Annotated in this window: 39 protein-coding genes; 6 read left to right on the top strand and 33 right to left on the bottom strand. The window is 45.2% G+C overall.

Annotated features, from left to right (window positions below):
- Positions 1-107 precede the first annotated feature (107 nt).
- From infA to GPK81_RS16560, 31 genes are all read right to left on the bottom strand, one after another.
- Positions 108-326: a translation initiation factor IF-1 gene (gene infA / locus GPK81_RS16710; protein WP_005428560.1), complete on the bottom strand. Its 219-nt coding sequence runs from the start codon at positions 324-326 to the stop codon at positions 108-110.
- A 34-nt stretch (positions 327-360) separates the two neighbouring features.
- Positions 361-1,119: a type I methionyl aminopeptidase gene (gene map / locus GPK81_RS16705; protein ID WP_021975812.1), complete on the bottom strand. Its 759-nt coding sequence runs from the start codon at positions 1,117-1,119 to the stop codon at positions 361-363.
- A gap of 2 nt (positions 1,120-1,121) precedes the next feature.
- Positions 1,122-1,766, bottom strand: coding sequence for an adenylate kinase (locus tag GPK81_RS16700; RefSeq protein WP_215707378.1), 645 nt, complete (start codon positions 1,764-1,766; stop codon positions 1,122-1,124).
- Positions 1,767-1,864: 98 nt separating this feature from the next.
- Complete coding sequence (gene secY / locus GPK81_RS16695; protein WP_215707377.1) at positions 1,865-3,178, bottom strand: preprotein translocase subunit SecY; 1,314 nt, start codon at positions 3,176-3,178, stop codon at positions 1,865-1,867.
- Positions 3,178-3,618, bottom strand: a complete 441-nt coding sequence (gene rplO / locus GPK81_RS16690) for a 50S ribosomal protein L15 (RefSeq protein ID WP_118608610.1) — start codon at positions 3,616-3,618, stop codon at positions 3,178-3,180. Before rplO ends, secY begins: the two co-directional genes overlap by 1 nt.
- Positions 3,619-3,630: 12 nt before the next feature.
- Positions 3,631-3,810 (bottom strand): 50S ribosomal protein L30, encoded by a 180-nt coding sequence (gene rpmD / locus GPK81_RS16685; protein WP_015526932.1) that lies wholly within the window; start codon positions 3,808-3,810, stop codon positions 3,631-3,633.
- A gap of 13 nt (positions 3,811-3,823) precedes the next feature.
- Positions 3,824-4,333: a 30S ribosomal protein S5 gene (gene rpsE, locus GPK81_RS16680; RefSeq protein WP_015526931.1), complete on the bottom strand. Its 510-nt coding sequence runs from the start codon at positions 4,331-4,333 to the stop codon at positions 3,824-3,826.
- A 17-nt stretch (positions 4,334-4,350) separates the two neighbouring features.
- Positions 4,351-4,719, bottom strand: coding sequence for a 50S ribosomal protein L18 (gene rplR, locus GPK81_RS16675; RefSeq protein WP_015526930.1), 369 nt, complete (start codon positions 4,717-4,719; stop codon positions 4,351-4,353).
- A gap of 17 nt (positions 4,720-4,736) precedes the next feature.
- Positions 4,737-5,276: a 50S ribosomal protein L6 gene (gene rplF, locus GPK81_RS16670; RefSeq protein ID WP_015526929.1), complete on the bottom strand. Its 540-nt coding sequence runs from the start codon at positions 5,274-5,276 to the stop codon at positions 4,737-4,739.
- 87 nt (positions 5,277-5,363) lie between these two features.
- Positions 5,364-5,765 (bottom strand): 30S ribosomal protein S8, encoded by a 402-nt coding sequence (rpsH, locus tag GPK81_RS16665; protein ID WP_015526928.1) that lies wholly within the window; start codon positions 5,763-5,765, stop codon positions 5,364-5,366.
- An 81-nt stretch (positions 5,766-5,846) separates the two neighbouring features.
- Positions 5,847-6,032 (bottom strand): type Z 30S ribosomal protein S14, encoded by a 186-nt coding sequence (locus tag GPK81_RS16660; RefSeq protein ID WP_015526927.1) that lies wholly within the window; start codon positions 6,030-6,032, stop codon positions 5,847-5,849.
- A gap of 13 nt (positions 6,033-6,045) precedes the next feature.
- The gene (rplE, locus tag GPK81_RS16655) at positions 6,046-6,585 is read right to left on the bottom strand and encodes a 50S ribosomal protein L5 (RefSeq protein ID WP_021650765.1); all 540 of its coding nucleotides are present in this window, start codon (positions 6,583-6,585) and stop codon (positions 6,046-6,048) included.
- A gap of 22 nt (positions 6,586-6,607) precedes the next feature.
- Positions 6,608-6,919, bottom strand: coding sequence for a 50S ribosomal protein L24 (gene rplX / locus GPK81_RS16650; RefSeq protein ID WP_021650764.1), 312 nt, complete (start codon positions 6,917-6,919; stop codon positions 6,608-6,610).
- A gap of 11 nt (positions 6,920-6,930) precedes the next feature.
- The gene (gene rplN, locus GPK81_RS16645; protein WP_019162495.1) at positions 6,931-7,299 is read right to left on the bottom strand and encodes a 50S ribosomal protein L14; all 369 of its coding nucleotides are present in this window, start codon (positions 7,297-7,299) and stop codon (positions 6,931-6,933) included.
- A 13-nt stretch (positions 7,300-7,312) separates the two neighbouring features.
- Complete coding sequence (gene rpsQ / locus GPK81_RS16640) at positions 7,313-7,567, bottom strand: 30S ribosomal protein S17 (protein ID WP_118513007.1); 255 nt, start codon at positions 7,565-7,567, stop codon at positions 7,313-7,315.
- An 18-nt stretch (positions 7,568-7,585) separates the two neighbouring features.
- Positions 7,586-7,795 carry a 50S ribosomal protein L29 gene (gene rpmC, locus GPK81_RS16635; RefSeq protein ID WP_021650762.1) on the bottom strand — a complete coding sequence of 70 codons (210 nt, stop codon included), beginning with the start codon at positions 7,793-7,795 and terminating at the stop codon, positions 7,586-7,588.
- Entirely contained in the window at positions 7,785-8,222 is a 438-nt protein-coding gene (gene rplP / locus GPK81_RS16630) for a 50S ribosomal protein L16 (protein ID WP_118062095.1), read from the bottom strand. Before rplP ends, rpmC begins: the two co-directional genes overlap by 11 nt.
- Positions 8,222-8,878, bottom strand: coding sequence for a 30S ribosomal protein S3 (rpsC, locus tag GPK81_RS16625; protein WP_015526923.1), 657 nt, complete (start codon positions 8,876-8,878; stop codon positions 8,222-8,224). Before rpsC ends, rplP begins: the two co-directional genes overlap by 1 nt.
- Positions 8,879-8,889: 11 nt before the next feature.
- Positions 8,890-9,279 carry a 50S ribosomal protein L22 gene (gene rplV / locus GPK81_RS16620; RefSeq protein WP_015526922.1) on the bottom strand — a complete coding sequence of 130 codons (390 nt, stop codon included), beginning with the start codon at positions 9,277-9,279 and terminating at the stop codon, positions 8,890-8,892.
- Between the two features lie 86 nt (positions 9,280-9,365).
- Positions 9,366-9,647 (bottom strand): 30S ribosomal protein S19, encoded by a 282-nt coding sequence (gene rpsS / locus GPK81_RS16615; RefSeq protein ID WP_015526921.1) that lies wholly within the window; start codon positions 9,645-9,647, stop codon positions 9,366-9,368.
- Positions 9,648-9,662: 15 nt separating this feature from the next.
- A complete protein-coding gene (gene rplB / locus GPK81_RS16610) occupies positions 9,663-10,508 on the bottom strand; it encodes a 50S ribosomal protein L2 (RefSeq protein WP_215707376.1) in 846 nt (281 codons plus the stop codon).
- A gap of 65 nt (positions 10,509-10,573) precedes the next feature.
- A complete protein-coding gene (gene rplW, locus GPK81_RS16605; RefSeq protein WP_021976670.1) occupies positions 10,574-10,873 on the bottom strand; it encodes a 50S ribosomal protein L23 in 300 nt (99 codons plus the stop codon).
- On the bottom strand, positions 10,873-11,493 hold the full coding sequence (rplD, locus tag GPK81_RS16600) for a 50S ribosomal protein L4 (protein WP_021976669.1): 621 nt from the start codon (positions 11,491-11,493) through the stop codon (positions 10,873-10,875). Before rplD ends, rplW begins: the two co-directional genes overlap by 1 nt.
- A gap of 21 nt (positions 11,494-11,514) precedes the next feature.
- The gene (gene rplC, locus GPK81_RS16595; protein WP_118608611.1) at positions 11,515-12,147 is read right to left on the bottom strand and encodes a 50S ribosomal protein L3; all 633 of its coding nucleotides are present in this window, start codon (positions 12,145-12,147) and stop codon (positions 11,515-11,517) included.
- A gap of 65 nt (positions 12,148-12,212) precedes the next feature.
- The gene (gene rpsJ, locus GPK81_RS16590) at positions 12,213-12,530 is read right to left on the bottom strand and encodes a 30S ribosomal protein S10 (RefSeq protein WP_015526916.1); all 318 of its coding nucleotides are present in this window, start codon (positions 12,528-12,530) and stop codon (positions 12,213-12,215) included.
- A gap of 346 nt (positions 12,531-12,876) precedes the next feature.
- Positions 12,877-13,959 carry a hypothetical protein gene (locus GPK81_RS16585; protein WP_215707375.1) on the bottom strand — a complete coding sequence of 361 codons (1,083 nt, stop codon included), beginning with the start codon at positions 13,957-13,959 and terminating at the stop codon, positions 12,877-12,879.
- Between the two features lie 137 nt (positions 13,960-14,096).
- On the bottom strand, positions 14,097-14,351 hold the full coding sequence (locus GPK81_RS16580; RefSeq protein WP_015526913.1) for an HPr family phosphocarrier protein: 255 nt from the start codon (positions 14,349-14,351) through the stop codon (positions 14,097-14,099).
- On the bottom strand, positions 14,348-15,304 hold the full coding sequence (whiA, locus tag GPK81_RS16575; protein ID WP_021977061.1) for a DNA-binding protein WhiA: 957 nt from the start codon (positions 15,302-15,304) through the stop codon (positions 14,348-14,350). The genes GPK81_RS16580 and whiA overlap by 4 nt, the downstream gene beginning before the upstream one ends.
- Positions 15,305-15,351: 47 nt before the next feature.
- Entirely contained in the window at positions 15,352-16,230 is an 879-nt protein-coding gene (gene rapZ, locus GPK81_RS16570) for an RNase adapter RapZ (RefSeq protein ID WP_021977060.1), read from the bottom strand.
- Between the two features lie 66 nt (positions 16,231-16,296).
- On the bottom strand, positions 16,297-17,187 hold the full coding sequence (gene murB, locus GPK81_RS16565) for a UDP-N-acetylmuramate dehydrogenase (RefSeq protein ID WP_118062093.1): 891 nt from the start codon (positions 17,185-17,187) through the stop codon (positions 16,297-16,299).
- Between the two features lie 69 nt (positions 17,188-17,256).
- The gene (locus tag GPK81_RS16560) at positions 17,257-17,988 is read right to left on the bottom strand and encodes a tRNA threonylcarbamoyladenosine dehydratase (RefSeq protein ID WP_021977058.1); all 732 of its coding nucleotides are present in this window, start codon (positions 17,986-17,988) and stop codon (positions 17,257-17,259) included.
- Positions 17,989-18,180: 192 nt separating this feature from the next.
- Between GPK81_RS16560 and GPK81_RS16555 the strand changes: the two genes are divergently transcribed.
- The 5 genes from GPK81_RS16555 to GPK81_RS16535 are packed head-to-tail and all read left to right on the top strand — an operon-like array spanning position 18,181 to position 21,159.
- Positions 18,181-18,597, top strand: coding sequence for a stage V sporulation protein AB (locus GPK81_RS16555; RefSeq protein ID WP_021977057.1), 417 nt, complete (start codon positions 18,181-18,183; stop codon positions 18,595-18,597).
- A 40-nt stretch (positions 18,598-18,637) separates the two neighbouring features.
- Positions 18,638-19,096, top strand: a complete 459-nt coding sequence (locus GPK81_RS16550; RefSeq protein WP_215707374.1) for a SpoVA/SpoVAEb family sporulation membrane protein — start codon at positions 18,638-18,640, stop codon at positions 19,094-19,096.
- Entirely contained in the window at positions 19,093-20,148 is a 1,056-nt protein-coding gene (locus GPK81_RS16545; RefSeq protein WP_118071090.1) for a stage V sporulation protein AD, read from the top strand. The genes GPK81_RS16550 and GPK81_RS16545 overlap by 4 nt, the downstream gene beginning before the upstream one ends.
- A gap of 2 nt (positions 20,149-20,150) precedes the next feature.
- Positions 20,151-20,507, top strand: coding sequence for a SpoVA/SpoVAEb family sporulation membrane protein (locus tag GPK81_RS16540; RefSeq protein WP_021977054.1), 357 nt, complete (start codon positions 20,151-20,153; stop codon positions 20,505-20,507).
- A gap of 25 nt (positions 20,508-20,532) precedes the next feature.
- A complete protein-coding gene (locus GPK81_RS16535; RefSeq protein ID WP_215707373.1) occupies positions 20,533-21,159 on the top strand; it encodes a stage V sporulation protein AA in 627 nt (208 codons plus the stop codon).
- Positions 21,160-21,287: 128 nt separating this feature from the next.
- Here GPK81_RS16535 and GPK81_RS16530 read toward each other — a convergent pair whose 3' ends face one another.
- Together GPK81_RS16530 and GPK81_RS16525 are read right to left on the bottom strand one after the other, a co-directional pair.
- Positions 21,288-23,270 (bottom strand): sodium-translocating pyrophosphatase, encoded by a 1,983-nt coding sequence (locus GPK81_RS16530; protein WP_044961021.1) that lies wholly within the window; start codon positions 23,268-23,270, stop codon positions 21,288-21,290.
- 195 nt (positions 23,271-23,465) lie between these two features.
- On the bottom strand, positions 23,466-24,389 hold the full coding sequence (locus GPK81_RS16525; RefSeq protein ID WP_021977051.1) for a 4Fe-4S binding protein: 924 nt from the start codon (positions 24,387-24,389) through the stop codon (positions 23,466-23,468).
- Positions 24,390-24,580: 191 nt separating this feature from the next.
- On the opposite strand from GPK81_RS16525, the gene GPK81_RS16520 reads away from it, so the two are divergent.
- A complete protein-coding gene (locus GPK81_RS16520) occupies positions 24,581-25,498 on the top strand; it encodes a LysR family transcriptional regulator (RefSeq protein WP_215707372.1) in 918 nt (305 codons plus the stop codon).
- Positions 25,499-25,603 lie beyond the last annotated feature (105 nt).

The following is a 25,603-nucleotide window of genomic DNA, read 5'->3' as shown; positions in this document are numbered from 1 at the left end:
AGCGTGAAAAAAGTATGAGCGATAAAGTCCACTTTGAAATCTTTTCCCGGAAAAAGGCATAAAAAAAGACCCGGCAGTTTAAACCGCCAGGCCCTTTACAGAATTTCTTATTTATCTCTCCAGATGATTCTTCCCTTGGAAAGATCATACGGAGAAAGTTCGATCGTTACTTTATCTCCCGGGAGAATACGGATGAAGTTCATACGGAGCTTACCGCTGATATGTGCAAGTACCACATGTTTGTTTTCCAGTTCTACTTTAAACATCGCGTTAGGCAGTTTCTCCAGAACAGTGCCTTCTACTTCGATCACATCTGCTTTTGACATTTTTTACCTCCTATGTCATGACAACAATTGCTGCTTACAGATTCGTAAGCGTCAGAATCTCTGGTTCCCCATCGGTGATGAGGATCGTATTTTCATAATGTGCGGAAAGTGAACCATCCATGGTTACTACTGTCCACTCATCGTCCAGCCATGCCACGTCCGCACGACCAAGGTTGATCATGGGCTCGACGGCCAGGGTCATTCCCGGAAGGAGCTTGATGCCCCTGCGCTTCTGCGGGAAGTTTGGAATCTGCGGATCCTCATGAAGATGAGTTCCGATTCCATGTCCTACAAGGTCACGTACAATACCGTAACGGTATTTCGCTGCGTGGGCTCCGATGGCTTTGGAAATATCATTTAAATGATTTCCGGCTTTTGCCATTTTCAGTCCTTCAAAAAAGCACTCTCTTGTAACCTTAATGAGCTGCTGTGCTTCTTTGGATACTTCACCTACCGCATAGGTACGTGCTGCGTCAGAATGGTAGCCCTTATAAATCAGGCCGGCGTCGATCTTAACCAGATCCCCGTCCTGGATGATCTTCTCTTCGGATGGAATTCCATGCACAACCTCGTCATTCAGGCTGATACAGAAAGAAGCCGGAAAACCTCCGTAATTCAGAAAGTTCGGAATACAGCCCATAGACCGGATCATTTCTTCACCGATCTTATCAATCTCCTTGGTGCTGACACCTGGTTTGATGTAAGGGATCAAACCATCGTGCACCTTCTCAAGAAGATGGCCGGATTCTCTCATAAGTTCTATTTCATGCTGTGTCTTAATTGTTACGGACATTCTTATTCTCCTAAGATGTCAACGATCTCCTGGAATACCTCATTCAGGTCCCTGGTTCCGTCTACCGTCTTCAAAACACCCTGTGTGGTGTAATAGTCAATCAATGGCTGTGTCTGCTCATGATAAACATTCAGACGTTTCTGGACTGTCTCCGGCTTGTCATCGTCACGGAGTACAAGCTTGTCACCACAGGTATCGCAGACACCTTCTGTCTTCGGTGCTGCAAATACAACGTGATAAGTTGCACCACATTTCACACATGCACGGCGTCCGCCCATACGTTTCACGATGTTCTCATCCGGCACATCCACATCGATTGCATAGTCAATTTTGCTTCCAAGTTTATTCAGAGCTTCTGTCAGACATTCTGCCTGCGGAATTGTTCTTGGAAAACCATCCAGAACATACCCTTCTCTTGCGTCCTCCTGCTGGATTCTGTCAACAACAAGGTCGCAGGTCAGTTCATCCGGAACAAGAAGTCCCTGATCCATGTAAGTTTTTGCTTTTTTTCCAAGCTCAGTACCGTTCTTGATGTTGGCACGGAAAATATCTCCTGTGGAGATGTGCGGAATTCCATATTTCGCCGCAATTTTCTTAGCCTGAGTACCTTTGCCTGCCCCCGGTGCACCCAACATAATAATTCTCATAGCATACCCTCCATTTTCCTGTTTTCTGCCTGATTTTCAGACAGTCCTGTTTACAAATCAAGGCTGCGACACTTTCGCACCGCAACCTTCATTTTCAATTAGTTCAGGAAGCCTTTGTAATTACGTACAAGCAGCTGTGATTCCACCTGCTTAACGGTCTCCAGGATAACACCTACGATGATGATGATAGATGTACCGCCGAAGGAAACATTCGCACCGAACACACCGTTGAAGAAGAACGGGATTACGGCCACGATAACAAGACCTACTGCACCTATAAATATAATATAATTCAGGATTTTAGTCAAATAATCTGAAGTCGGTTTTCCCGGACGGATGCCTGGGATAAAACCGCCCTGCTTTTTGATATTATCGGCTACTTCCAACGGATTAAAGGTAATGGATGTATAGAAGTATGCGAAGAATACGCAAAGTACCACATACAGGATCAGACCCCAGCTGTACTGGATCTGACTTGGATTACACCAGTTATTGGAGGAAAGTCCTCTTAAGATCTCACTTCCAATGCCTGTTCCGTTTCCTTTGCCAGCGAACTGTGCAATGATTGACGGGAAAGACATAATGGAGGAAGCAAAAATAACCGGAATAACGCCGGCAGTATTTACTTTAAGCGGGATGTTTGTGGACTGACCGCCCATCATTTTACGTCCAACCATCTTTCTGGAATACTGAACCGGAATTCTTCTCTCTGCTCCGTTGAGGATAAGTACGAGCACTACAACAACCAGGATGATCACAGCGATGATGCAGGCTGCAAGCATTCCTTTTGCAATTGTTTTGCCCTTGACGAAGTTCTCATAAAGAAGGGATATATCGCTCGGGATCCTGGACACGATATTGATAGTCAGGACAATGGAAATACCATTTCCGATGCCCTTCTCTGTAATACGCTCGCCCAGCCACATAAGCATTGCGGAACCCGCTGTTAAACTTGCAACAACCACGATTCCCTTCAGGAAATTCATATCCGGGATCATACCCTGACGTCCGAATCCGATTGCCATGGCAACAGACTCAAACAGAGCAAGACCGACCGTTACATAACGTGTGATTGCTGTAAGCTTTTTTCTTCCTTCTTCTCCGTCACGCTGCATCTCTTCCAGTGCCGGAATAGCAATGGTAAGAAGCTGAATGATAATGGAAGAAGTAATGTAAGGTGTGATGTTCAATGCAAAAATTGACATCTGAGTAAAGGAACCGCCGGTGAACGCATCAAAGAAATTGAATGCGTCACCGGTATTAGATTCAAACCACTGCTTAAAGAAGTCACTGTCGACCCCCGGTACAGGAAGCTGGGATCCAATTCTGATCACGAATATCATCCAGATCAGATAGAGAAGTTTCCTTCTCATTTCCTTTACTTTGAAAACACTCTTAAGAGTCTCAAACATTAGATCACCTCTACTGTACCACCAGCAGCTTCAATTTTTGTTTTTGCAGTCTCGCTGACAGCGTTTACTTTAACATTGAGTTTTTTTGTAAGCTCGCCGTTTCCAAGGATCTTAACACCATCACCAGCCTTGGAGATTGCACCGCTTGCAAGTAAGCTGTCAACTGTAACCTCTGCGCCATCCTCAAAACGATTGAGAACGTCTACATTGATTGCGATAATTTCTTTAGAGTTTCTGTTAGTGAAACCTCTCTTAGGAAGACGTCTGTATAAAGGCATCTGACCTCCCTCGAATCCCGGTTTCTTGTGGCCGGAACGAGCAAGCTGTCCTTTATGTCCTTTACCAGCAGTTTTGCCGTTTCCTGAACCATGTCCACGGCCTCTTCTGAAGTTATCGCTATGCTTGGAACCCTCTGCGGGTCTTAAGTTTGATAATTCCATTCTGGCACCTCCTTAATCTTCTACTTTTACCAGGTGCTGCACCTGCTGAATCATTCCTCTAGTTGCAGCGTTGTCTGGCATCTCAACTGTTTTATGCATCTTTGTAAGACCCATAGCTTTTACAGTCTTTTTGTGCTTCGGTACTGCACCGATTGGAGATTTTACCAGTGTAACCTTGATTGTATCTGCCATTTCCATTTCCTCCTTAACCCAGAATCTCATCTACAGATTTTCCGCGGAGCTTTGCAACCTCTTCCGGAGTCTTTAACTGGCTCAGGCCTGCGATTGTTGCCAGAACTACGTTCTGTTTATTTCTGGAACCCATACATTTTGTACGGATGTTTTTGATACCAGCAAGCTCGATTACGGCACGTGCCGGGCCACCGGCGATAACTCCAGTACCTTCCGGAGCTCTCTTCAGAAGCATCTCAGCGCTTCCGAATTTTCCGATGAAGTCATGTGTAATGGAATTGTTCTCGTCTCTTGCAACAGTAACAAGTTTCTTCATAGCGTCCTCTTTACCTTTGCGGATCGCCTCCGGAATTTCTGCTGCTTTTCCTAAACCTGCACCAACGTGTCCATTGCCGTCACCTACAACAACTAAAGCTGTGAAACGGAAGTTACGACCACCTTTAACAACCTTGGTAACACGCTTGATTGATACTACTTTATCTTCTAACTCTAACTGACTAGCATCAATAAGATTACGTTTCATGTGTTCTTTTCCTCCTCTTAGAATTTCAGTCCAGCTTCTCTTGCTGCATCTGCCAGTGCTTTAACTTTTCCGTGGTAGATATATCCACCTCTGTCGAAAACAACGCTCTCGATACCAGCCTCAACAGCTTTTTTACCGATTACTGTTCCGACTTTTGCTGCAGCCTGTACATCGTCAGTGTTCTCAAGCTCTGCTTTTACGTCCTTCTGGAGAGTAGAAGCGGATACTAAAGTTTTACCAACTGTGTCATCAATAATCTGTGCATAGATGTGCTTGTTGGAACGAAATACTGCCAGACGAGGAGTAGTTGCAGTTCCGTTTAAATGATGACGTAATCTTCTATGCTTCTTTTCGCGAATTTCGCTTCTGGATGCTTTGTTAATCATATTCTCACTCTCCTTAATTATTTCTTACCGGTCTTACCGACTTTACGTCTGATAACTTCGTCAACGTACTTGATTCCCTTGCCCTTGTATGGCTCAGGTCTTCTCTTGTCTCTGATCTCAGCTGCGTACTGGCCAACTTTTTCTTTGCTGATACCAGATACGATGATCTTGTTTCCATCAACTGTGGACTCAAGACCTTCTGGATCTTCCATCTCTACCGGGTGAGAATATCCGAGGTTAAGTACAAGTTTCTTGCCCTGCTTAGCAGCTCTGTAACCAACACCGTTAACCTCAAGCTCTTTTTTGTATCCTTCGCTTACACCAACAACCATGTTGTGGATAAGGCTTCTTGTTAAGCCGTGAAGGGCTTTGATTCTCTTTAAGTCGTTCGGTCTTGTTACAACTACATGACCGTCTTCAACTTTGATCTCTAACTCTGTCGGGAGTGCTCTCTCAAGTGTTCCCTTAGGTCCTTTTACTGTTACAACGTTTCCATCTGCGACTGTAACCTCAACGCCAGCTGGAATTGCAACCGGAAGTCTTCCGATTCGTGACATAAATTTGTCCTCCTTACTTAGATTGTCGGAGAGGGCCCATGCCCTCTCTGTTTTCAGTTTAAAAGCTATATGACTGCCCTGTATGGACTACCATACAAATGCAAGTACCTCGCCACCAACCTGAAGCTTACGAGCCTCTTTGTCAGTGATAACGCCTTTGTTTGTGGAAAGGATTGCGATACCAAGTCCGCCAAGAACCTTCGGAAGCTCATCCTTGCCTGCGTATACACGAAGACCTGGTTTGGAGATTCTCTTAAGTCCTGTGATGATCTTCTGGTTTTTATCCTCACCGTATTTCAGTGTGATGTGAAGAGTTTTAACAACTCCATCCTCAACCAGATCATATTTTGCGATGTATCCCTCATCTACAAGGATGTTTGCGATAGCAATTTTCATCTTGGATGCCGGTACGTCTACAGTGTCATGTTTTGCAGTGTTTGCGTTACGGATTCTTGTAAGCATATCTGCGATCGGATCGCTCATTGTCATGTAAGTTTCCTCCTCTTTCTTCAGACTTTACATGTCGTGTGAATATTATTTAAATGATTAAAAAGTTGCTTTCGCCTCGGCCTACCAGGAAGCTTTCTTAACACCCGGGATCTGACCTTTGTATGCCAGCTCACGGAAGCAGATTCTGCAAATTCCGTATTTTCTCAGGTATGCATGTGGACGGCCACAGATTCTGCAGCGAGTATACTCTCTTGTGGAGAATTTAGCTTTACGCTGCTGTTTAATTTTCATTGCTGTCTTAGCCATGAATCTTTTCCTCCTATTTAGCAAATGGCATGTTGAATAATGTCAGTAATTCGCGTGCCTCTTCATCTGTTTTAGCAGTTGTAACGAAGATAACGTCCATTCCTCTTACTTTATCAACCTTATCGTACTCAACCTCTGGGAAGATCAGCTGCTCTTTGATACCAAGAGCGTAGTTTCCTCTGCCGTCGAATGCGTTCGGGTTAACACCACGGAAGTCACGTACACGTGGAAGAGCAAGGTTGATAAGACGATCAGCGAACTCATACATCTTCTCGCCTCTTAAGGTAACTTTACATCCGATCGGCATACCCTCTCTGATTTTGAAGTTAGCGACAGATTTTTTCGCTTTTGTAGCGATTGCTTTCTGTCCTGTAACAAGTTCCATATCTGCGATTGCAGCGTCAAGAAGTTTAGCGTTCTCTTTTGCCTCGCCAACACCCATGTTAACAACGATTTTCTCGAGTTTTGGCACTTCCATTACGTTTTTGTATCCGAATTTCTTGGTCATGGCATCCATGATCTCGTTCTTGTAAAGATCTTTTAATCTACTCACCTTTATATGCCTCCTCTCTTAATTAATCGATTGTCTTTCCTGTTGCTTTGGCAACACGAACTTTTTTGTCTCCATCCATCTTGAATCCAACTCTTGTAGCTTTTCCGTCTACAACGAGCATTACGTTGGAGATGTGAAGCGGAGCTTCTTTTGTCACGATTCCACCGTTCTGATTAGCTGCGGACGGTTTAGCGTGCTTTGTAACCATGTTTACGTTCTCAACAACTACTGTGTTGTCTTTTACGTTAACTGCAAGAACTTTTCCGTCCTTACCTTTATCTTTTCCAGCGATAACTTTTACAGTATCACCTTTTTTAATTTTCATAGCTGACATTCGGCACCCTCCTATAATACTTCCGGAGCTAAGGAAACGATCTTCATGAATTTCTTCTCACGAAGCTCTCTGGCAACTGGTCCAAAGATACGAGTTCCTCTCGGAGTTAAGTCATCCTTGATAATTACGGCAGCATTTTCATCGAAACGGATGTAGGATCCGTCTTTACGACGAGCGCCTTTTTTAGTTCTAACAACTACAGCTTTAACAACGTCACCTTTTTTAACAACGCCGCCTGGTGTTGCATCTTTAACCGTAGCAACGATTGTGTCACCGATGTTTGCATATCTTCTTGTAGAGCCGCCCATAACACGAATACAAAGGATTTCTTTTGCACCAGTGTTGTCGGCAACTTTCAGTCTAGTTTCCTGCTGAATCATACTGGTTTCCTCCTTATTTAGCTTTCTCTACGATCTCAACCAGTCTCCATCTCTTGTCTTTGGACAGCGGTCTGGTCTCCATTACCTTAACGGTATCTCCGATGTTGCACTCATTGTTCTCATCATGAGCTTTTAATTTATATGTTCTCTTCACGATTTTCTTGTAAAGAGGATGTTTTACATGGTCTTCAATTGCAACTACGATGGTCTTATCCATTTTGTCGCTGACAACCTTACCCACGCGGGTTTTTCTCAGATTTCTTTCCACGATTTATGTCCTCCTGTCCTATTTGGAAGCGTTTGCCTGCTCAGTGATTACTGTCTGGATTCTGGCAATATTTTTGCGAACCTCTTTGATTCGTCCTGTATTGTCTAACTGGTTTGTTGCATTCTGAAATCTCAGATTGAAAAGCTCTTTTTTAGCAGCTACTAATTCTTCATTCAGTTCTGCAACTGACTTTGCTTTTAAATCTTCCACGAACTTATTAATTTTCACTGTTATCACCGCCTTCTAAGTCTGCACGAGAAACGATTTTACATTTACATGGTAACTTGTGCATTGCAAGACGTAATGCTTCACGGGCAACCTCTTCGGACACGCCTGCAATCTCAAACATAACACGACCTGGTTTTACTACTGCTACCCAGTACTCCAGAGCGCCTTTTCCGGAACCCATTCGAGTCTCAGCTGGTTTAGCTGTTACCGGTTTATCCGGGAAAATCTTAATCCAAACTTTACCGCCACGTTTGATGTAACGGGTCATAGCAACACGGGCTGCCTCGATCTGATTAGATCTGATCCAGCACGGCTCAGTAGCAACAAGACCGAAATCACCATAGTTGATAGCATTGCCTCTAAGGGCTTTTCCTCTCATGGAGCCACGGAATTGTTTACGACGTTTTACTCTTTTTGGCATTAACATTATTTATCGCTCCCTTCCTTAGTTCCTTTTGTCGGAAGAATCTCACCATTGTAGATCCATGCCTTAACACCAACTTTACCGTATGTGGTGTCTGCTTCCGCAAAGCCATAATCGATATCTGCACGAAGTGTCTGAAGCGGGATTGTTCCCTCGCTGTAGAACTCTGTACGAGCCATATCAGCTCCGCCGAGACGTCCGGATACGGAAGTCTTGATTCCCTTAGCGCCAGCCTTCATTGTTCTCTGCATTGTGGACTTCATAGCACGTCTGAAAGAAATACGGTTCTCAAGCTGAAGAGCAATGTTCTCAGCAACCAGCTGTGCATCTTTGTCCGGTCTCTTTACTTCTTTGATGTCAACGATAAGCTTCTTGTCTGTGTATTTCTGAAGCTCAGCTTTAACTTTCTCGATCTCTGCGCCGCCCTTACCGATTACGATACCAGGTTTTGCTGTGTAGATGATGATCTTAACTCTGTCAGATGCTCTCTCGATCTCGATCTTGGAAACACCTGCGCTGTATAATTTCTTTTTAAGGAATGTTCTGATGTTGTAGTCTTCTACCAGGTAGTCAGCAAATTTGTCTTCTGCATACCATCTGGAATCCCAATCCTTGATAACTCCGACTCTAAGGCCATGCGGATTAACTTTCTGTCCCATGCTTTTCCTCCTTACCTTTCATCAAGCACAACAGTGATATGGCTTGTTCTCTTCTCGATTCTGTAAGCTCTACCCTGTGCTCTCGGCTGAATTCTCTTCATTGTAGGTCCCTTATCTGCATAGCATGCTGCAACATAAAGGTTGTCTGCGTTCATTCCGTTGTTGTTCTCAGCGTTTGCTACTGCTGACTCAAGCAGTTTTTTGATCACGCTGGAAGCGTATCTCGGATTGTATGTCAGGATACCAAGTGCTGTCTGTACATCTTTGCCACGGATTGCATCTAATACGTAGCAGGCTTTCTGAACAGAAATTCTTGCATAAGATAACTTTGCAGACGGCCTTGTCTCTCTATTATTCTCATTTCTGGCTCTCTTTATCTGGCTTCTATGTCCTTTTGCCATCTTAAAGTGCCTCCTTTCCTAAATTCGATATCTGAGTTATCTGCCAGCTGTCTTAATCTGACAGCGGGCAGTTATAAATCTGATGACTAGCGTACTCCGGACTTCTTCTCGTCTTTTCCGTGTCCTCTGTAAGTTCTTGTTGCAACGAACTCACCAAGTTTGTGTCCTACCATATCCTCTGTGATATATACCGGCACATGTTTTCTTCCGTCATGAACAGCGATTGTGTGTCCTACGAAAGACGGGAAGATTGTGGAACGGCGAGACCAAGTTTTGATTACGGATTTATCATTTGCAGCGTTAAGAGCGTCTACTTTTTTAAGTAAGCTCTGGTCTGCAAAAGGTCCTTTTTTCAGTGAACGAGACATGCTTTCTCCTCCTTATTATTTCGATAATGCTTTTCCATCGCGTCTTCTTACGATGTACTTGTTGGACTGTTTGTTTTTCTTTCTGGTCTTCAGGCCGAGAGCAGGTTTGCCCCACGGTGTGCAAGGACCTGGGCGTCCGATACCGGTCTTACCTTCACCACCACCATGTGGATGGTCATTCGGGTTCATTACGGAACCACGAACTGTAGGTCTGATACCCATGTTACGTTTACGTCCGGCTTTACCGATGTTAATAAGGTTGTGATCTCCGTTTCCGATTACACCAACAGTTGCGCGGCATACGATCGGAACCATTCTCATCTCACCGGAAGGAAGACGAAGTGTTGCATACTTTCCTTCTTTAGCCATGAGCTGTGCGCCGTTTCCTGCAGAACGAACCATCTGTCCGCCTTTTCCAGGATGAAGCTCAATGTTGTGAACCATAGTACCAACCGGGATAAGCTCCAGCGGGAGGCAGTTTCCAACACGAACCTCAGCTTCCGGACCATTGTAAACCTTCTGGCCTACTTTAAGTCCCTCTGGAGCGAGGATGTAAGTTTTCTCGCCATCTGCGTAGCAGATAAGAGCGATATTAGCTGTTCTGTTCGGATCGTACTCGATTGTTTTAACTGTTGCAGGGATTCCATCTTTTCTTCTCTTGAAGTCGATGATTCTGTATTTTCTTCTGCTTCCGCCACCCTGATGTCTTACAGTGATTTTACCCTGATTGTTACGTCCGGCGTTCTTCTTAAGGGAAGTAACGAGGGATTTCTCTGGTTTTGCAGCTGTAATCTCAGAGAAGTCGGAACCAGTCATATGTCTTCTTGACGGTGTATATGGGTTATAGCTTTTGATTCCCATGATGTTTCTCCTTTCAATCTTTATCATCACGCTTTTGACTGCGTATATTCGGACTTAACTGTTAATTAAAGTCCTTCGAAGATCTCGATATCTTTGCTCTCTTCTGTAAGAGCTACGATAGCTTTTTTGGTCTTAGCAGTTTTTCCAACTACCATTCCACGGCGTTTTTTCTTTCCATCGTTGTTGATGGTGTTTACGCTTTTAACTTTTGTTCCCTCGAACATCTTCTCAACAGCCTCTTTGATCTGAGTCTTGTTTGCTTCTGGATGTACAAGGAATGTATATTTTTTCTCACCCATGGCGTTCATGGATTTCTCTGTGATAACCGGACGGATGATTACGTCATAGTACTGAATACTTGCCATTATGCGTATACCTCCTCGATAGATGCAACGGCATCCTTTGTAACAACTACGGTGTTGTGTTTCATAACATCGTATGTGTTGATTGTAGCCGGTGTTGCAGTTTCCACGTCAGCGATGTTTCTTGCAGAAAGAATTACGTTCTGATCGTTATCAGCTGTGATTACAAGAGCTTTCTCTGCTTTCAGGTTTGTAAGAACCTTCTGCATCTCTTTTGTCTTAACCTCAGCAAGTGCAAGGCTGTCAACAACAACAAGTTTATTATCCTGAACCTTGGATGTCAGAGCGGATTTAAGAGCTGCTCTTCTTTCCTTTTTGTTCATTTTTACTTCATAGTCTCTCGGAACCGGAGCGAATACAACACCGCCGCCTGTCCACTGTGGTGCACGGATGGAACCCTGTCTTGCATGACCTGTTCCTTTCTGTCTCCACGGTTTTCTTCCGCCGCCTCTTACCTCAGAACGAGTTTTCGCTTTCTGAGTTCCCTGACGGTTATTTGCAAGCTGACGAACAACTGCAAGATGAACGAGATGCTCGTTGATCTCAACGCCGAATACTGCGTCATTCAGCTCCATTGTGCCAACTTCATTGCCTTCCATATTATAAACAGTTACATTAGCCATTCTGATGCTCCTCCTTTCCTATTATAAGGACTTTACTGTCTCTTTGATTGTAACCAAAGATTTCTTAGGTCCTGGAACAGCACCTTTAACTAACAGTAAGTTATTCTCTGTATCTACACGTACGATCTCAAGATTCTGAACAGTTACCTGAACATGTCCCATGTGACCTGGCATATGTTTTCCTTTGAAAACCTTGCTCGGATCGGAGCAAGCGCCGTTGGAACCTGCATGACGATGATATTTAGAACCGTGAGCCATAGGTCCTCTGGACTGGCCATGTCTCTTGATGGCGCCCTGGAAACCTTTACCTTTGGAGATTGCAGTAGCATCGATGTGATCTCCTGCTGCAAAGATGTCAGCCTTGATTTCCTGTCCAACCTCATACTCGCCGGCATTGTCAAATCTGAACTCTTTTACAAATCTTTTTACAGCTACACCAGCTTTATCAAAGTGGCCTTTCTCCGGTTTGTTGACCAGTTTCTCTCTGATCTCGCCGAAGCCAACCTGAACTGATGTGTATCCATCGTTCTCCTCAGTTTTAACCTGAGTTACAACGCAAGGACCTGCCTGTAAAACAGTTACCGGAATTAACATTCCATCTTCATTGAAGATCTGAGTCATTCCGACTTTAGTAGCTAAAATAGCTTTCTTCATTTCTTTCTTCCTCCTTATAGCGGATTACCATTCGGTAATCATATAGTTAATGTCAAATGACATTATTAGCGGTTTTTCATCTTGATATCGATGTGAACACCAGCCGGCATTTCCAGTCTGGAAAGTGCATCTACTGTTTTCTGAGTTGGTGTCAGGATATCGATAAGTCTCTTATGAGTTCTCTGCTCAAACTGCTCTCTGGAATCTTTGTATTTATGAACAGCTCTTAAGATTGTAACAACCTCTTTCTTAGTAGGAAGCGGAACCGGTCCACTTACCATTGCTCCGTTCTTCTTTACTGTCTCGATGATCTTTGCTGCAGATGCATCAACGAGCTGATGATCATATGCCTTTAATGTGATTCTCATTACCTGATTTGCCATAAAAAAAGTCTCCTCCTATTCGTACTTATATAGCAGTACGACAAGCGGCGACTGTACACATCTCCGTGTGTGTCATGGTATATTTGCACACACGCCCATCCCAAGATGGTTATTGAACTTTGTACAGTGACTTGTCGTCAGTTTCCTAACTTGACATTCGCTCCACGGAAAACCTACCGATATGGTAGCAACCTCGCGCTTCATAGCTATCAATGTCACAGCAAGGATTAGTATATACGATGATCTTTAAGAATGCAAGTGTTTTTTTTAATTTTTTCAATTTTTTTTAAAAAAGAAAAAAACGGCTCATTTCTGAACCGTTTTCTTCTTATATAATAGGTAGTTATTATTCTTCTGTTGCATCTGTATCACTGCCAATGATATCGGAATAGTCAAATAACGTTACATTGGTGATATCGTCTTTCACGATATCCGGTGCATCCCCTGCCTGTTTCACACGGCTTGCAAGCTGTGCGGCAGAAAGAGATGGCATCGCAAGGCTTCCGATTGTAACCTGCTCTTCTTCCACTCTCTCAGGTTCTTCCGTTCTTCTTGGCTGCGGACGGGCTGTTTTTCGTTCTGCCGGTCTTCTCTGGGTCCGCTCAAACTCAGGAGCCATATCTGCCTCTTCAGAAGTTGCTGCCGCAATTTCTTTTTTCAGTTCTTCATGTGCTTCACTGGCTGCCGTCTGTGCTGTCTGCTGGATGGCAGAAGCTTTTTTTCCAGATGAATGTTCTGTAATATCATCTTCATCGATTTCGTCCACAAAACCGCCGGTACGTACTTTTCGCTTTTCAGCTTTTTTGCCTTTGCGTTTGCGCGCCTTTTCTTCCTGAAGGATTTCTTTTTCTTCTTCCCTCATTCTTCTGGCACGTGCTTTCTCTTCTCGTTTCAGTTCTTTTTTTGATTTCACATATCCTGGTTCCGGATCTTCCATATCATCCTGTATGTCATCCGGCTCTTTTTTCCAGAGTTCTGCGATCACATAAAGAATGATCAGGAACAGTACAACAAGTCCGAGAATGATCAGGCCTTCTATACTCTCTGTAGCAACCAGCAGATATCCTACATATCCAATCGTGATCACTACTTTCGGAACATAATCTCCAACTTTAATTGTAAGCGTCTTACCTCCGGAAACAGACTGATCCGTAACGGTTCCGGTTCCCTTGGAAGCATCAAGATCCGTAATGGTATATTTATATATCTTGGAATCTTTCTGTACAAGAATTGGTGTACCTACACTGATCGCAGAACTTTTCTCCGGAATTGCATATGTAACAGAACCAACAGGAAGGTTCGTTGCCTCATCAGCTTTATCCACGATCACTGTTCTCACCCCGAAAAACGGTGGAAGAACAAGTCCCAGTACGCAGACCAAAGTACATATTACAACAAGATGTACAATAAATTTCAATACTTTTGACATAGGTAATCTTCCTCTTTCATATTAGTAGGCGAATTGAAGCGGAAAGGGATACAGCGGGAATCGGTCTTCCTTTCCGTCTGTATCCCTTTATATTCCACGTCCGCAATGATTATCACGGACTGCTCTGTCTAAATTAATTACTGGTTGCTTAAATACTGTTCAATGCTCTCCATCGCCGCATTCTCATCATCACCGTTGGCAGACAATGTGATTTCTTCTCCAGCGTCAAGCCCCAGTGTCATCATTCCCATGATGCTCTTTGCATTGACTCTTTTTTTGCCAATCTCAACATAAATTTCACTGTTAAACTGGCTTGCTACCTGAACAAGCTGTGCTACTGGTCTCGCCTCCAGTCCAGTGGATAAGTTGATAGTGATTGGTTTTTTAATCATAATAGCTCCTCCTTGTTCTCCCGCAGCTCATCTGCGATCTCACTCAGCTTGCGAAGCCGGTGATTCACACCTGATTTGCCCACCTGCGGATTCAACATCATACCTAATTCTTTCAGCGTGGCATCTGGATATTTAAGCCTCAGCCTGGCCACCTGTGCCAGAGCGTCGGTCAGACTTTCAAAACCGACGGTCCTGCTGATCAGCTGTATATCTTCCACCTGTCTCACTGCCGCATTTACCGTTTTATTGATATTCGCAGCTTCACAGTTCACCTTGCGGTTTACCGTGTTACGCATTTCCTTAAGTATCCGGATATTCTCCAGATCCATAAGTGCTACGTTCGCTTCCATGACTGCCAGCATGTCAACGATCTGCGCGCCCTCCTTCACATAGACCACATATGATTTCTTGCGCACCACAATTTTAGCTTCTACGTGAAAACTGCGGATAATCCCCTGTAATTGTTCTGCTTTTCCGCGATCAGGACATACGATCTCAAAGTGATAGCCTTTCTCAGGATCACTGATCGAACCCGACGACAGGAAAGTGCCGCGAATAAATGCGCGCTTGCAGCAATTCATCTGAACCACAAGCGAATTATCCATTTCAAGTAACCCGGTTTTGTTATTCACGGAAAGTTTCGTTCCCTGCAGAATCTCCTCCGCTCTCTGTGGGTCTGCAACCTCTACAAGATATACCTTACCACGTTTCAGATGGGACCCCTCCCGAATAACAATCGCTGTCTCTATATTAAATGTTTTTCTTAATAATGTAAAGCTTTTTCTTGCAACTGCTTCATTTTCTGTCTGAATCCACAGCTTTATGTTTCCATCTGACATTTTTTCCACATGGCCACAGCCGCAGAGCAGTGCCGCCATTTCTGCCACCTGACAGTGCCTTGCCGGACTGAACTGCCCCGCAAGTTCTTCTTTGACTTTTCCTGAAAACGACATCCCGAACCCTCTTTTACTGTTTCCGCACAGTATTCTTTACTGTAACACTATTTTTTCAGAAGTCTGTCCTTCTCTGCATCCCTGTGTTCCAGACGAATGCCATAATCGCCGGACTTGGACAGCCTGGAAAAAAGTTCCCTGGCAATCGTCACAGACCGATGTTTACCACCGGTACATCCGATTCCGATCACAAGGCTTGTTTTTCCTTCCTTAATGTAATTAGGAATGAGAAAACGTATCATATCCTCCAGCTTATCTGCGAATTCCTTCGCTGTATCACTGGCCATTACATAATCAAATACTGCATCATCCAGACCTGTGAGCGGGCGCAGTTCATCCACATAATAAGGATTAGGAAGGAAACGCACATCAAACACGAGATCTGCATCTGCCGGGATTCCATACTTAAATCCGAAGGAAAGAACAGAGATCATGATATTGCTGAATTCTCTGTCATCCACAAAAATCTTCTCTATCTCCTGACGCAGCTCTCTGGTAAGAAGGTGGCTGGTATCAATAATATAATCTGCACGCTTCCGGAGAAATTTTGTTTTTTCACGTTCCAGGCGGATTCCCTCATCCACTCTTCCTGTCCTAGCAAGCGGGTGACTTCTTCTGGATTCTTTATATCTCTTCACAAGAACAGAGTCTTCCGCATCCATGAACAGGATCTCATAATCGTATCCTGTCTGTTTCATGCGGTCCAGCACCACTTCCAGTTCATCAAGAGCACTCCCGCTCCTGGCATCGATTCCAAGCGCAACATTCCTTACGTTCTCACTCTGCATTTCCGGAAGAAGGGAAGCGAATTTCTCCAGAAGCTGAATCGGAAGATTATCCACGCAGAAATAATTCATATCCTCCAGCATCTTAAGTGCGGCGGTTTTTCCCGCTCCTGAAACTCCTGTAACGATCACAAAACGCATAATCTCTCTTCCTTTCCATTTCTTCTTCCGTTATTCATACAGCAGTCATCTGCTTTTCTTTCTGCGTTAAAACTCACCCAGGAACTTCACTTCCGGTTCCAGGGTAACTCCATATTTCTTATATACAATGTCCCTCACATTATCCATCAGTGTACGGACATCTCTCGCAGTGGCATCACCTGCATTGATCACAAAACCACAATGTTTTTCGGAAACCTGGGCACCACCTACCTGATATCCCGCAAGGCCGCTGTCCATGATCAGCTTGCCTGCAAAATATCCTTCCGGTCTCTTAAAGGTACTTCCTGCACTTGGATACTCCAGCGGCTGTTTGGTAGTACGACGGATAGTCAGATCCTTCATGGTCTCCCGGATTACTTCCGGATCTCCCTCTTTCAGACGGATCTTTGCTTCCAGAACAATATAGCCTGCTGTTTTGATGATACTGGTCCGATATCCCAATTCAAGTTCTTCTGTGGGAAGTGTAAAAATATCACCCTCGGCATTCATGACAGTTACCTCTGTAAGAACATCTTTCATTTCACCACCATAAGCCCCTGCATTCATCACAACCGCGCCGCCTATCGTTCCCGGAATCCCTCCCGCAAACTCGAAGCCTGTAAGTGAAGCATTTTTGGCGGCAGCTGCCACAGCCGAAAGCAATGCACCTGCCTGTGCCGTGATCTCATTTCCCTCAACTGTAACCGACGACATATTTCTGTAGATCTGGATCACAGCTCCACGATACCCACCGTCTCCTACAAGAAGATTGCTTCCATTTCCAAGGATAAAATACGGAATCTCTTTCTCTTTACAGATTTTTATAACACGGCCCACATCTTCGCCTTTATCCGGCATCAGAAAATAATCAGCCGGACCTCCGATCTTAAAAGTCGTATGCTGGCTCATTGCTTCTTCTGTAAAAACACGATCCTCTCCAAGAAGATCGCAAAACATTTTTCTGATCTCTGAATTCACTGTTTCTGTTCCTCAGTCTTTCTGTTTTATTTCTATCTATTCTTATTGTCAGCTGCGTAAACCACTTCCTGCCGCCAGTATATCCCTTACAACTTCTCCGGCAAGCAGATATCCCGCAGTTCCCATCACAAAAGAAATATTTCCCTCCACAGATTTCTTCACCACGGTTCTGCTTCTCCGGAAAAGTTTCTCTCTTGTGGGACGTTCTCTGGAATACAGTACCTTAAGCTTCCGTATTCCTCTCTTACGCAGTTCTGTTTTTATCATTTTAGTTACCGGACATACGGTAGTTCTGCCTATATCTGCAATTTCCAGTCTGGATGGATCCAGTTTATTGCCTATATCCATACATGATATCAAAGGTACATGTGCTTCCGCTGCTCTTCTGATCAGGAGCAGCTTGGATGATATTGTACCCAGTGCATCCACGATGTAATCAAAAGAACATAAGTCAAACATTCCCGCAGTCTCCTCATTATAAAAGGTTTCGTAAGTATGCACCAGAATATTCTCGTCAATATCACGGATTCTCTTCTTGGCTGCTTCTACCTTGCTCATTCCCAAAGTGGAATGAAGTGCCAGAACCTGACTTCCGATATTGGGCAGTGTGATCTTTTCATGGTCGATCAGTGTCAGACTTCCCACACCGCAGCGTGCGAGTGCCTCTGCTGCCTGCGCTCCGGCTCCGCCAAGGCCGAATACTGCAATCTTCGCCATGCTGAGTTTTTTTACACCTGTATTTCCAACGAGCAATTCCATTCGTGAAAAAGCATCCTGCATATCCGTCCTCCTGACACTGTTTTTTCTTCCGGTTAAGAAAGACAGCGCCTGTACGCCGCTGTCTATAGCCTTTTTTATTATACTATCTAAGTCAGAAAATGTACAGATATTCTTGTTTTTTAAGATTTTCGCATAAAAATTTTATATTCACTCATACTACTTCCATAGAAATACACAAAGGAGGTTCCGTCCATGTTTCAACAGGTGCTTTTGTGCTTCACCGGTTTCTGTGCCGGTATCATCGTAGCCGGAGGAGTTTCCGGACTGCTGATCGGACTTTCCATTGTTCCCCGTTATGCAGGCATCACCCACACAGCCAATCACATTTTTTTATATGAAGATATGTCACTTCTGGGAACCGTTGCCGGAACCATCGTTACCCTCTTTCCGGTCAGGATCCCACTGGGACCTTTTTTCCTGGCTGTCTGCGGAGTATTCTTCGGAATTTTCCTGGGTGGCTGGATCCTGGCACTGGCAGAAATTGCAAAAGTCTTTCCCGTTTTCGCCAGACGCCTGAAACTCACCCAGGGACTTTCTCTTGTGATCATATCCATTGCTGCCGGAAAAACTTTTGGCTCTCTTTTTTATTATGCCATGGGCTGGATGTAAACTTTACAGCCCTCCATCATCTTGCGAAAGGATTTTTCATATGCGTAATATTGACGAAAAAAAATACGAACAGTATGTCAAACAGCTTACCCCAACCCACAGTCTTCCTCTGAATATGGCAAAAGCATTTCTCATGGGCGGACTGATCTGTCTTCTTGGCCAGGTCATTATCAACACAGCACTGGCTCTCGGTGCGGACACTTCCGACGCCAGAACCTGGTGTTCTGTACTTCTCATCCTTTTAAGCGTCATTCTCACAGGGTTTGGGATCTACCCGAAGATCGGCAAATTCGGTGGTGCCGGGAGCCTTGTTCCCATTACCGGTTTTGCCAATTCGGTAGCAGCATCCGCCATTGAGTTCCGTGCAGAAGGACAGGTCTTCGGCATTGGATGCAAGATCTTTACCATTGCAGGACCTGTGATTCTATACGGTATCTTAAGTGCCTGGGCTCTCGGTGTGATCTATTACATTCTGAAAATCCTGGAGGTGATATCATGAGTAGAAATCTTCATCTTGGCGCAGCCAGCATTTCCTTTTCACAGCCTCTTTATATCGAAAGCGCCGCATCTATTGTCAGCCAGAAAGAAGCTGATGGTCCTCTTGGAGATTTTTTTGACCTGATCTGTAAAGATCCCATGTTTGGCTGCGGCACCTGGGAATCTGCGGAAAGTACCCTGCAGAAAGAAACTGCCACTCTGGCCATGAACAAAGCCGGACTGGACTTCGAAGATATCCACCTGATGTTTGCCGGAGATCTTCTTGCCCAGACTGCAGCTACCTGCTTTGGTTCCGCCGGGCTTGGAATTCCTTTCTACGGACTTTACGGCGCCTGCTCCACCATGGGGGAATCCTTGTCTCTCGGCTGCCTTGCTCTCACCGCCGGTTTCGGCACCCGGGTCTTATGTGCCACCTCCAGCCATTTTGCAAGTGCGGAAAAAGAATTTCGTTTTCCTCTGGGATACGGTAATCAGCGGCCCTTTTCTGCCACCTGGACTGTAACAGGAAGCGGCGCCTGTATTCTGAACACAGCCCCTCCTGGGGAAAAATCTCCTCTGCGCTCCGGCAACGGCTGCGCTGCCATCACTGGACTTACGGCCGGCCGGGTCATGGATTACGGACTCAAAGATTCCATGAATATGGGCGGATGTATGGCTCCTGCTGCCTGTGATACCATTGCACGGAACTTTTCAGATTTCGGGCGGAAGCCTTCGGATTACGATGCCGTCTTTACCGGGGATCTGGGGAGCATCGGGCAAAAAATTCTCCTGGATCTTCTGTCCGAACAGAACATCCAGCTCTCACCCATTCATAAAGACTGCGGAATCCTGATCTATGACAATCCATCTCAGGATACTCACGCAGGAGGAAGCGGCTGTGGCTGTTCTGCCGTAGTCCTTGCCTCCTATATCCTTCCAAAAGTTGTATCCGGGGAATGGAAGCGGATTCTTTTTGTGCCCACAGGCGCCCTTCTTTCCAAGGTAAGTTTCAACGAAGGTGACAGTATTCCAGGTATCGCCCACGGAGTTGTCATTGAGCATATGGAGGTGTAAGTATGGATTATTTCAACGCATTCTGGTTCGGCGGTCTCATCTGCGCCCTGATCCAGATTCTTCTGGACAAAACAAAGCTGATGCCCGGCCGCGTGATGGTACTTCTGGTGTGCAGCGGTGCCGTATTAAGTGCCGTTGGTATCTACAAGCCGCTGGTGGATTTTGCAGGTGCCGGAGCTTCCGTTCCCCTGATCGGTTTCGGCCATGTGTTGTGGGAAGGAATGAAAAAAGCCATTGAAGAAGACGGTATCCTGGGACTTTTCACAGGAGGCTTTACTGCCTGTGCGGCCGGAGTTTCCTCTGCCCTGATCTTCTCTTATCTGGCCAGTTTTTTCTTCCGGCCGAAAATGAAAAAGTAAGGTTTCGAGAAAGGAGTTTTTTCTCATGAGCGATACTCTTTATCTTCAGCTGGATCAGAATATCGAAGTTACCAATCCCCATGTATACCTCCAGGACATTGCCGCCCTTTCCATGAGTGATCCAAAGATCCTCAACCGTCTCCGGGTCATGCCGGTAATGGTTCTGGACGAGACAAAGCCCGGACGCTATGTCATGTCTGTGTCAGATCTTCTGAAAAAGATCCAGAAGCTGGAACCATCTATTGATATTTCTCCCATGGGAGAAACGGATTTCATCATCACCTACCGCATCAGTTCCGCCACAGGAAAGCTTTTCCGGTATGTAAAAATCTTTTTTGTATGCCTGGTTTCCTTTTTTGGCGCCGCTTTTTCTATTATGACCTTTAATAATGACGTGGATCTTGGAAGTCTTTTTGACCAGTTTTACACCCTTGTCATGGGAAAAAGCTCCAATGGTTTTACCATTCTGGAGATCTCCTACTCTGTCGGGATCGGACTTGGTGTGCTGATCTTCTTTAATCATTTCGGACATCTGAAACTAAGCGATGATCCCACTCCCATGCAGGTACAGATGCGTACCTATGAAGATGATGTGAACCAGACACTGATCGAGCAGGCAGAGCGGACCGAAAATCCGGAAAAAGAAGCATGAGCCTTAATCCAGGATTCAACGACCTATCCGTACAGATCAGCCGCTTGTCGCACAAAAAGCTCCTTACAGATTTCTCTGCAAAGAGCTTTTTTATATAATATGGGTTTACTGTTTTTCTGAAATAATGATTACAGAAGTCCTCCGATGGATAAGAACAGAGGAGCAAATACCAGTGACACGATGGTCATAAGTTTGATCAGGATGTTGATGGACGGACCTGACGTATCTTTGAACGGGTCGCCGACTGTATCGCCGACAACGGCTGCTTTGTGCGCCTCGCTGCCTTTTCCGCCATGATGTCCTGTCTCGATGTATTTCTTAGCATTATCCCATGCACCACCTGCGTTGGACATGAAGATTGCCATCAGTACACCTGTTACAAGAGCACCGGAAAGAAGTCCTCCAAGAGCCTCAACGCCAAGAACAACACCTACGATAACCGGAACAACGACCGCCATGATTCCAGGAAGCATCATCTCGTGAAGAGCTGCTGTTGTGGAGATCGCAACGCATGATTTGTAATCCGGTTTCTCAGTCCCCTTCATGATACCCGGTTTCTCACGGAACTGGCGTCTTACTTCCTCGATCATCTTGTAAGCAGCCTTAGAAACGGATTCCATTGTGAAGGCCGAGAAGAGGAATGTAAGCATACCACCGATAAAGATACCGATCGTAACACGAGGAGCAAGGATATTGATCGCATCCAGATTTACTGCATTCGCATAAGATACAAACAGAGCAAGCGCTGTAAGAGCTGCGGAACCGATCGCGAAGCCTTTACCCATAGCTGCTGTTGTGTTACCTACAGAATCAAGCTTATCTGTGATCTCACGAACTGACTCATCCAGACCTGACATCTCTGCAATACCACCGGCATTGTCAGCGATGGGTCCATACGCGTCAACGGCAACTGTGATTCCTGTTGTGGAAAGCATACCAACTGCTGCAAGAGCGATTCCGTATAATCCATCCACACCGTATGCTACAAAAATACCAACACAGATCAGCAGGATCGGGAATGCTGTAGATTTCATACCTACTGCGATACCACTGATGATAGTTGTAGCTGCACCTGTCTCAGACTGCTCGCCGATTCCCTGAACCGGTTTGTAATCTGCAGATGTGTAATACTCTGTAATGTTTCCGATGATGACACCGACAACAAGACCTGCGATCACAGCGATGGCTGCCTTCATGTCTCCGAAGAGAGTCTTGCTGAGGATCAGGGACACGATGATAACAAGTGCTGCAGATACATAGCTTCCTCTTGTGAGGGCTTTCTGCGGATTGGAATTATCATCACCTTTTACAAAGAATGTTGCAATGATGGATGCGATCAGTCCACAGCCTGCAATAGCCAGCGGATAAAGAACACCGGAAACTGCTCCGGCTACCGCACCAAGTGTAAGGGCAGATACCAGAGATCCTACATAGGACTCAAAAAGGTCTGCACCCATACCGGCAACATCACCTACGTTATCACCTACGTTATCCGCGATAACAGCCGGATTACGAGGGTCATCCTCCGGGATTCCTGCCTCAACCTTACCTACAAGGTCAGCTCCTACGTCAGCTGCCTTTGTATAGATTCCACCACCAACACGTGCAAACAGTGCGATGGAAGAAGCACCAAGGCTGAATCCAGAAAGTACGTCAACGTTCTTTGTGATGATATACACAACGCTGACACCCAGTGCACCAAGACCTGCAACACACATACCCATAACAGCACCGCCGGAGAATGCAATGGAAAGAGCCTTGTTCATTCCTCCCTCTTTTGCTGCATTTGCTGTTCTTACATTAGCCTTTGTTGCAACGGTCATACCGCAGTATCCTGCGATTGTTGAAAACAGAGCACCTACTACGAAGCAGATTGCTGTTACCCAGCTTCCAACTCCGATTCCGATCAGTACAAAAAGTACGGCTACAAAAATAACCAGGATCTTGTACTCTGCTGTTAAGAAGGCGCGGGCACCTTCTGCGATCGCACCTGCGATCTCCTTCATTCTGTCTGTTCCTGCATCCTGCTTGCTGACCTTCGCTGCAAGGTATGCTGCGAACAGAAGTGCCAGTACTGCTGCCACCGGCACCAAATACATGTAGTTTTCCACTCTTTTTACCTCCGTTCATGTATTGTTAATACTTTATCACATTATTTTGCATATTTCAAATAGAATTTTCACTTAGTTTTTTGTTAATATTGTGATATAATAAAAATTTATATAAATGGGATAAAAATTTTTTATATTATTGCTCGCATTTTTTCAGTTTCAGACAGCTTATATAATAGGAAGTTTTTTATATCTCTATTTGGACAAAATTTCCATTTTTCTTTCCAGAAGATTTTTTTCCAATAATTGTTTTTCTGCATTTTCGAATCCAATTCGTTCTATAGTCTCGGCAAAACGTTCTCCCTTTAATCCCTGGTCCTTAAAAAGTAGGATTGCCTTCTCAATAACATCCAGTGCCTCTTCCTCTGACGTAAAGATCCGGTTCAGGGCCTTTCCATGAGAAATTTTCTTTCCCCAGCGTCCACCGATATAGATCTTGAATCCGTAGGTACCGTCCGGGATGGAATGGAATGGACATTTTCCCACACACCTTCCGCAGTGTCTGCAAAGCTCCTCATCAATGTGCAGTTTCCCGTCAACGACTTTCGCCACTTTGTTTGGACATGCAGCTTCAATGGCACATTTTTTGCAGCCCTTGCATGCCTCGCTGTCAAAGTGCGGGATCCTCTGTCCGATGATCCCCACATCATTCAGATTTGGTTTCACACAGTTATTCGGGCATCCGCCTACTGCGATCTTAAATTTATGCGGCAGTGCAACCTGACGGTAGCCTTTATAGAATCTCCGGAAAATCTCTTCTGAAATTGCATAGGAATCCAGAAGTCCATACTGACAGGTGGTTCCCTTGCAGGATACTACCGGTCGGACCTTTGCTCCTGTTCCTCCTGTCTCCAGACCTTCCTTCGCAATAAATTCCTGAAACTCTTCGATCTTTTCGTAGGGGATTCCCTGGATCTCCACGGAAAGCCTGGTCGTGTAGGTAAGATTTCCGTTGCCGAATTTCTCTGCTGCTTCCGCCATACATCTGTGCTGTGCCGCTGTCACCTTTCCGTTTACAGTGATCACCCGTGCAGAAAATTCATCGGTTCCCCGGTTATTTAAAAAACCCTGCCCCTTCAGTCTTTTCTCTTCCTCTTTGCTTACAGTTAATGCTGACATATTTCCTCCTCCTGGTCTCACCGGCATTCCGATACTTTCCCACGGTATCGTTGCCCTGTATTTTGCAATGTTGAAATCGTTTTCACGTACTTCCTACTATACCACTTGAAGATGTATTTGAGAAATGATATTATTTTATAAAAATGATAGGTTTTACCTATATACCAATTTACAATAAAAGGAGATTCCATATGACCATCCGCCATCTCACTGTTTTTGCGGCCGTTGCGGAACAGGGCTCCATGAGTGCTGCTGCCAAACATCTTTATCTTTCCCAGCCAACAGTCAGTCAGGCCGTCCGTGAGCTGGAAGCTCATTATAACGGCCTTCTCTTTGAACGTCTTGGAAAAAAGCTTTATCTCACAGAACGGGGAAAGCTTCTTCTTCCCCATGCCCGTGAAATGATCCGCCAGTTTCAGCAGCTGGAAGAGCTGATGCAGAACCAGGGACAGTCTTCCACCCTGAAGCTTGGCTCCACCCTCACTGTGGGAACCTGCCTGACCCCATCCATTATCCTGGATCTGCAGAAAAAAATCCCGGACCTTGTCGTTTACTCCTTTGTCACCAACACGCAAAATATCGAGCAGAAGCTTCTGCGTTCTGAGCTGGACGCTGCTGTGGTAGAAGGTGAGATCCATTCCCCGGACCTTGTCGTTCTTCCCATCATCGACGACTGTCTGGTCCTTGCCGCCGGAAAAAAGCATCCGTTTTACCGCAGAGGACGCATCCATGTCCAGGAGCTGAACAACCAGAAATTTGCAGTCCGGGAATATGGAAGCGGTACCAGACAGCTTTTTGAGGATTACACCCTTCGCCATGATCTGAAGATCCGAACTGCCTGGGAAGCCAACAGTCCGCGGGCACTGCTGAACGCAGTGCTGTATAACCAGATGCTCTCTGTTATGTCCATCCGTCTTATGCATCATGAGATCCGTCACCGTTCAGTCCGGGTCTTCTGCAACGAAGCAGGGGAATGGAACCGGAAATTCAAGCTGGTCTATCACAAGAATAAGTTTCTTACCCCTGCTATCTTTGAGCTGGAAAAGATCCTTCACACCTATCAGCAGCTGGAACTACCCTCTGTCATGGGTGTTCTGGAACAGGAATAAGCAGGGGACTTACCTGATCCAGTAAAAAAACGGCCGCACATATCGCTCTTACGATATGTACAGCCGTTTTTCGTTTTTTTCTCACCCGAAAGGGTCGGATCTTTT

The organism is Blautia sp. MCC283, from assembly GCF_018785565.1.
In the GTDB taxonomy this organism is placed as follows: Bacteria; Bacillota; Clostridia; order Lachnospirales; family Lachnospiraceae; genus Blautia_A.
Note: the sequence above shows the minus strand (reverse complement) of the source record. Positions and strands in the feature narration are given on the sequence as shown.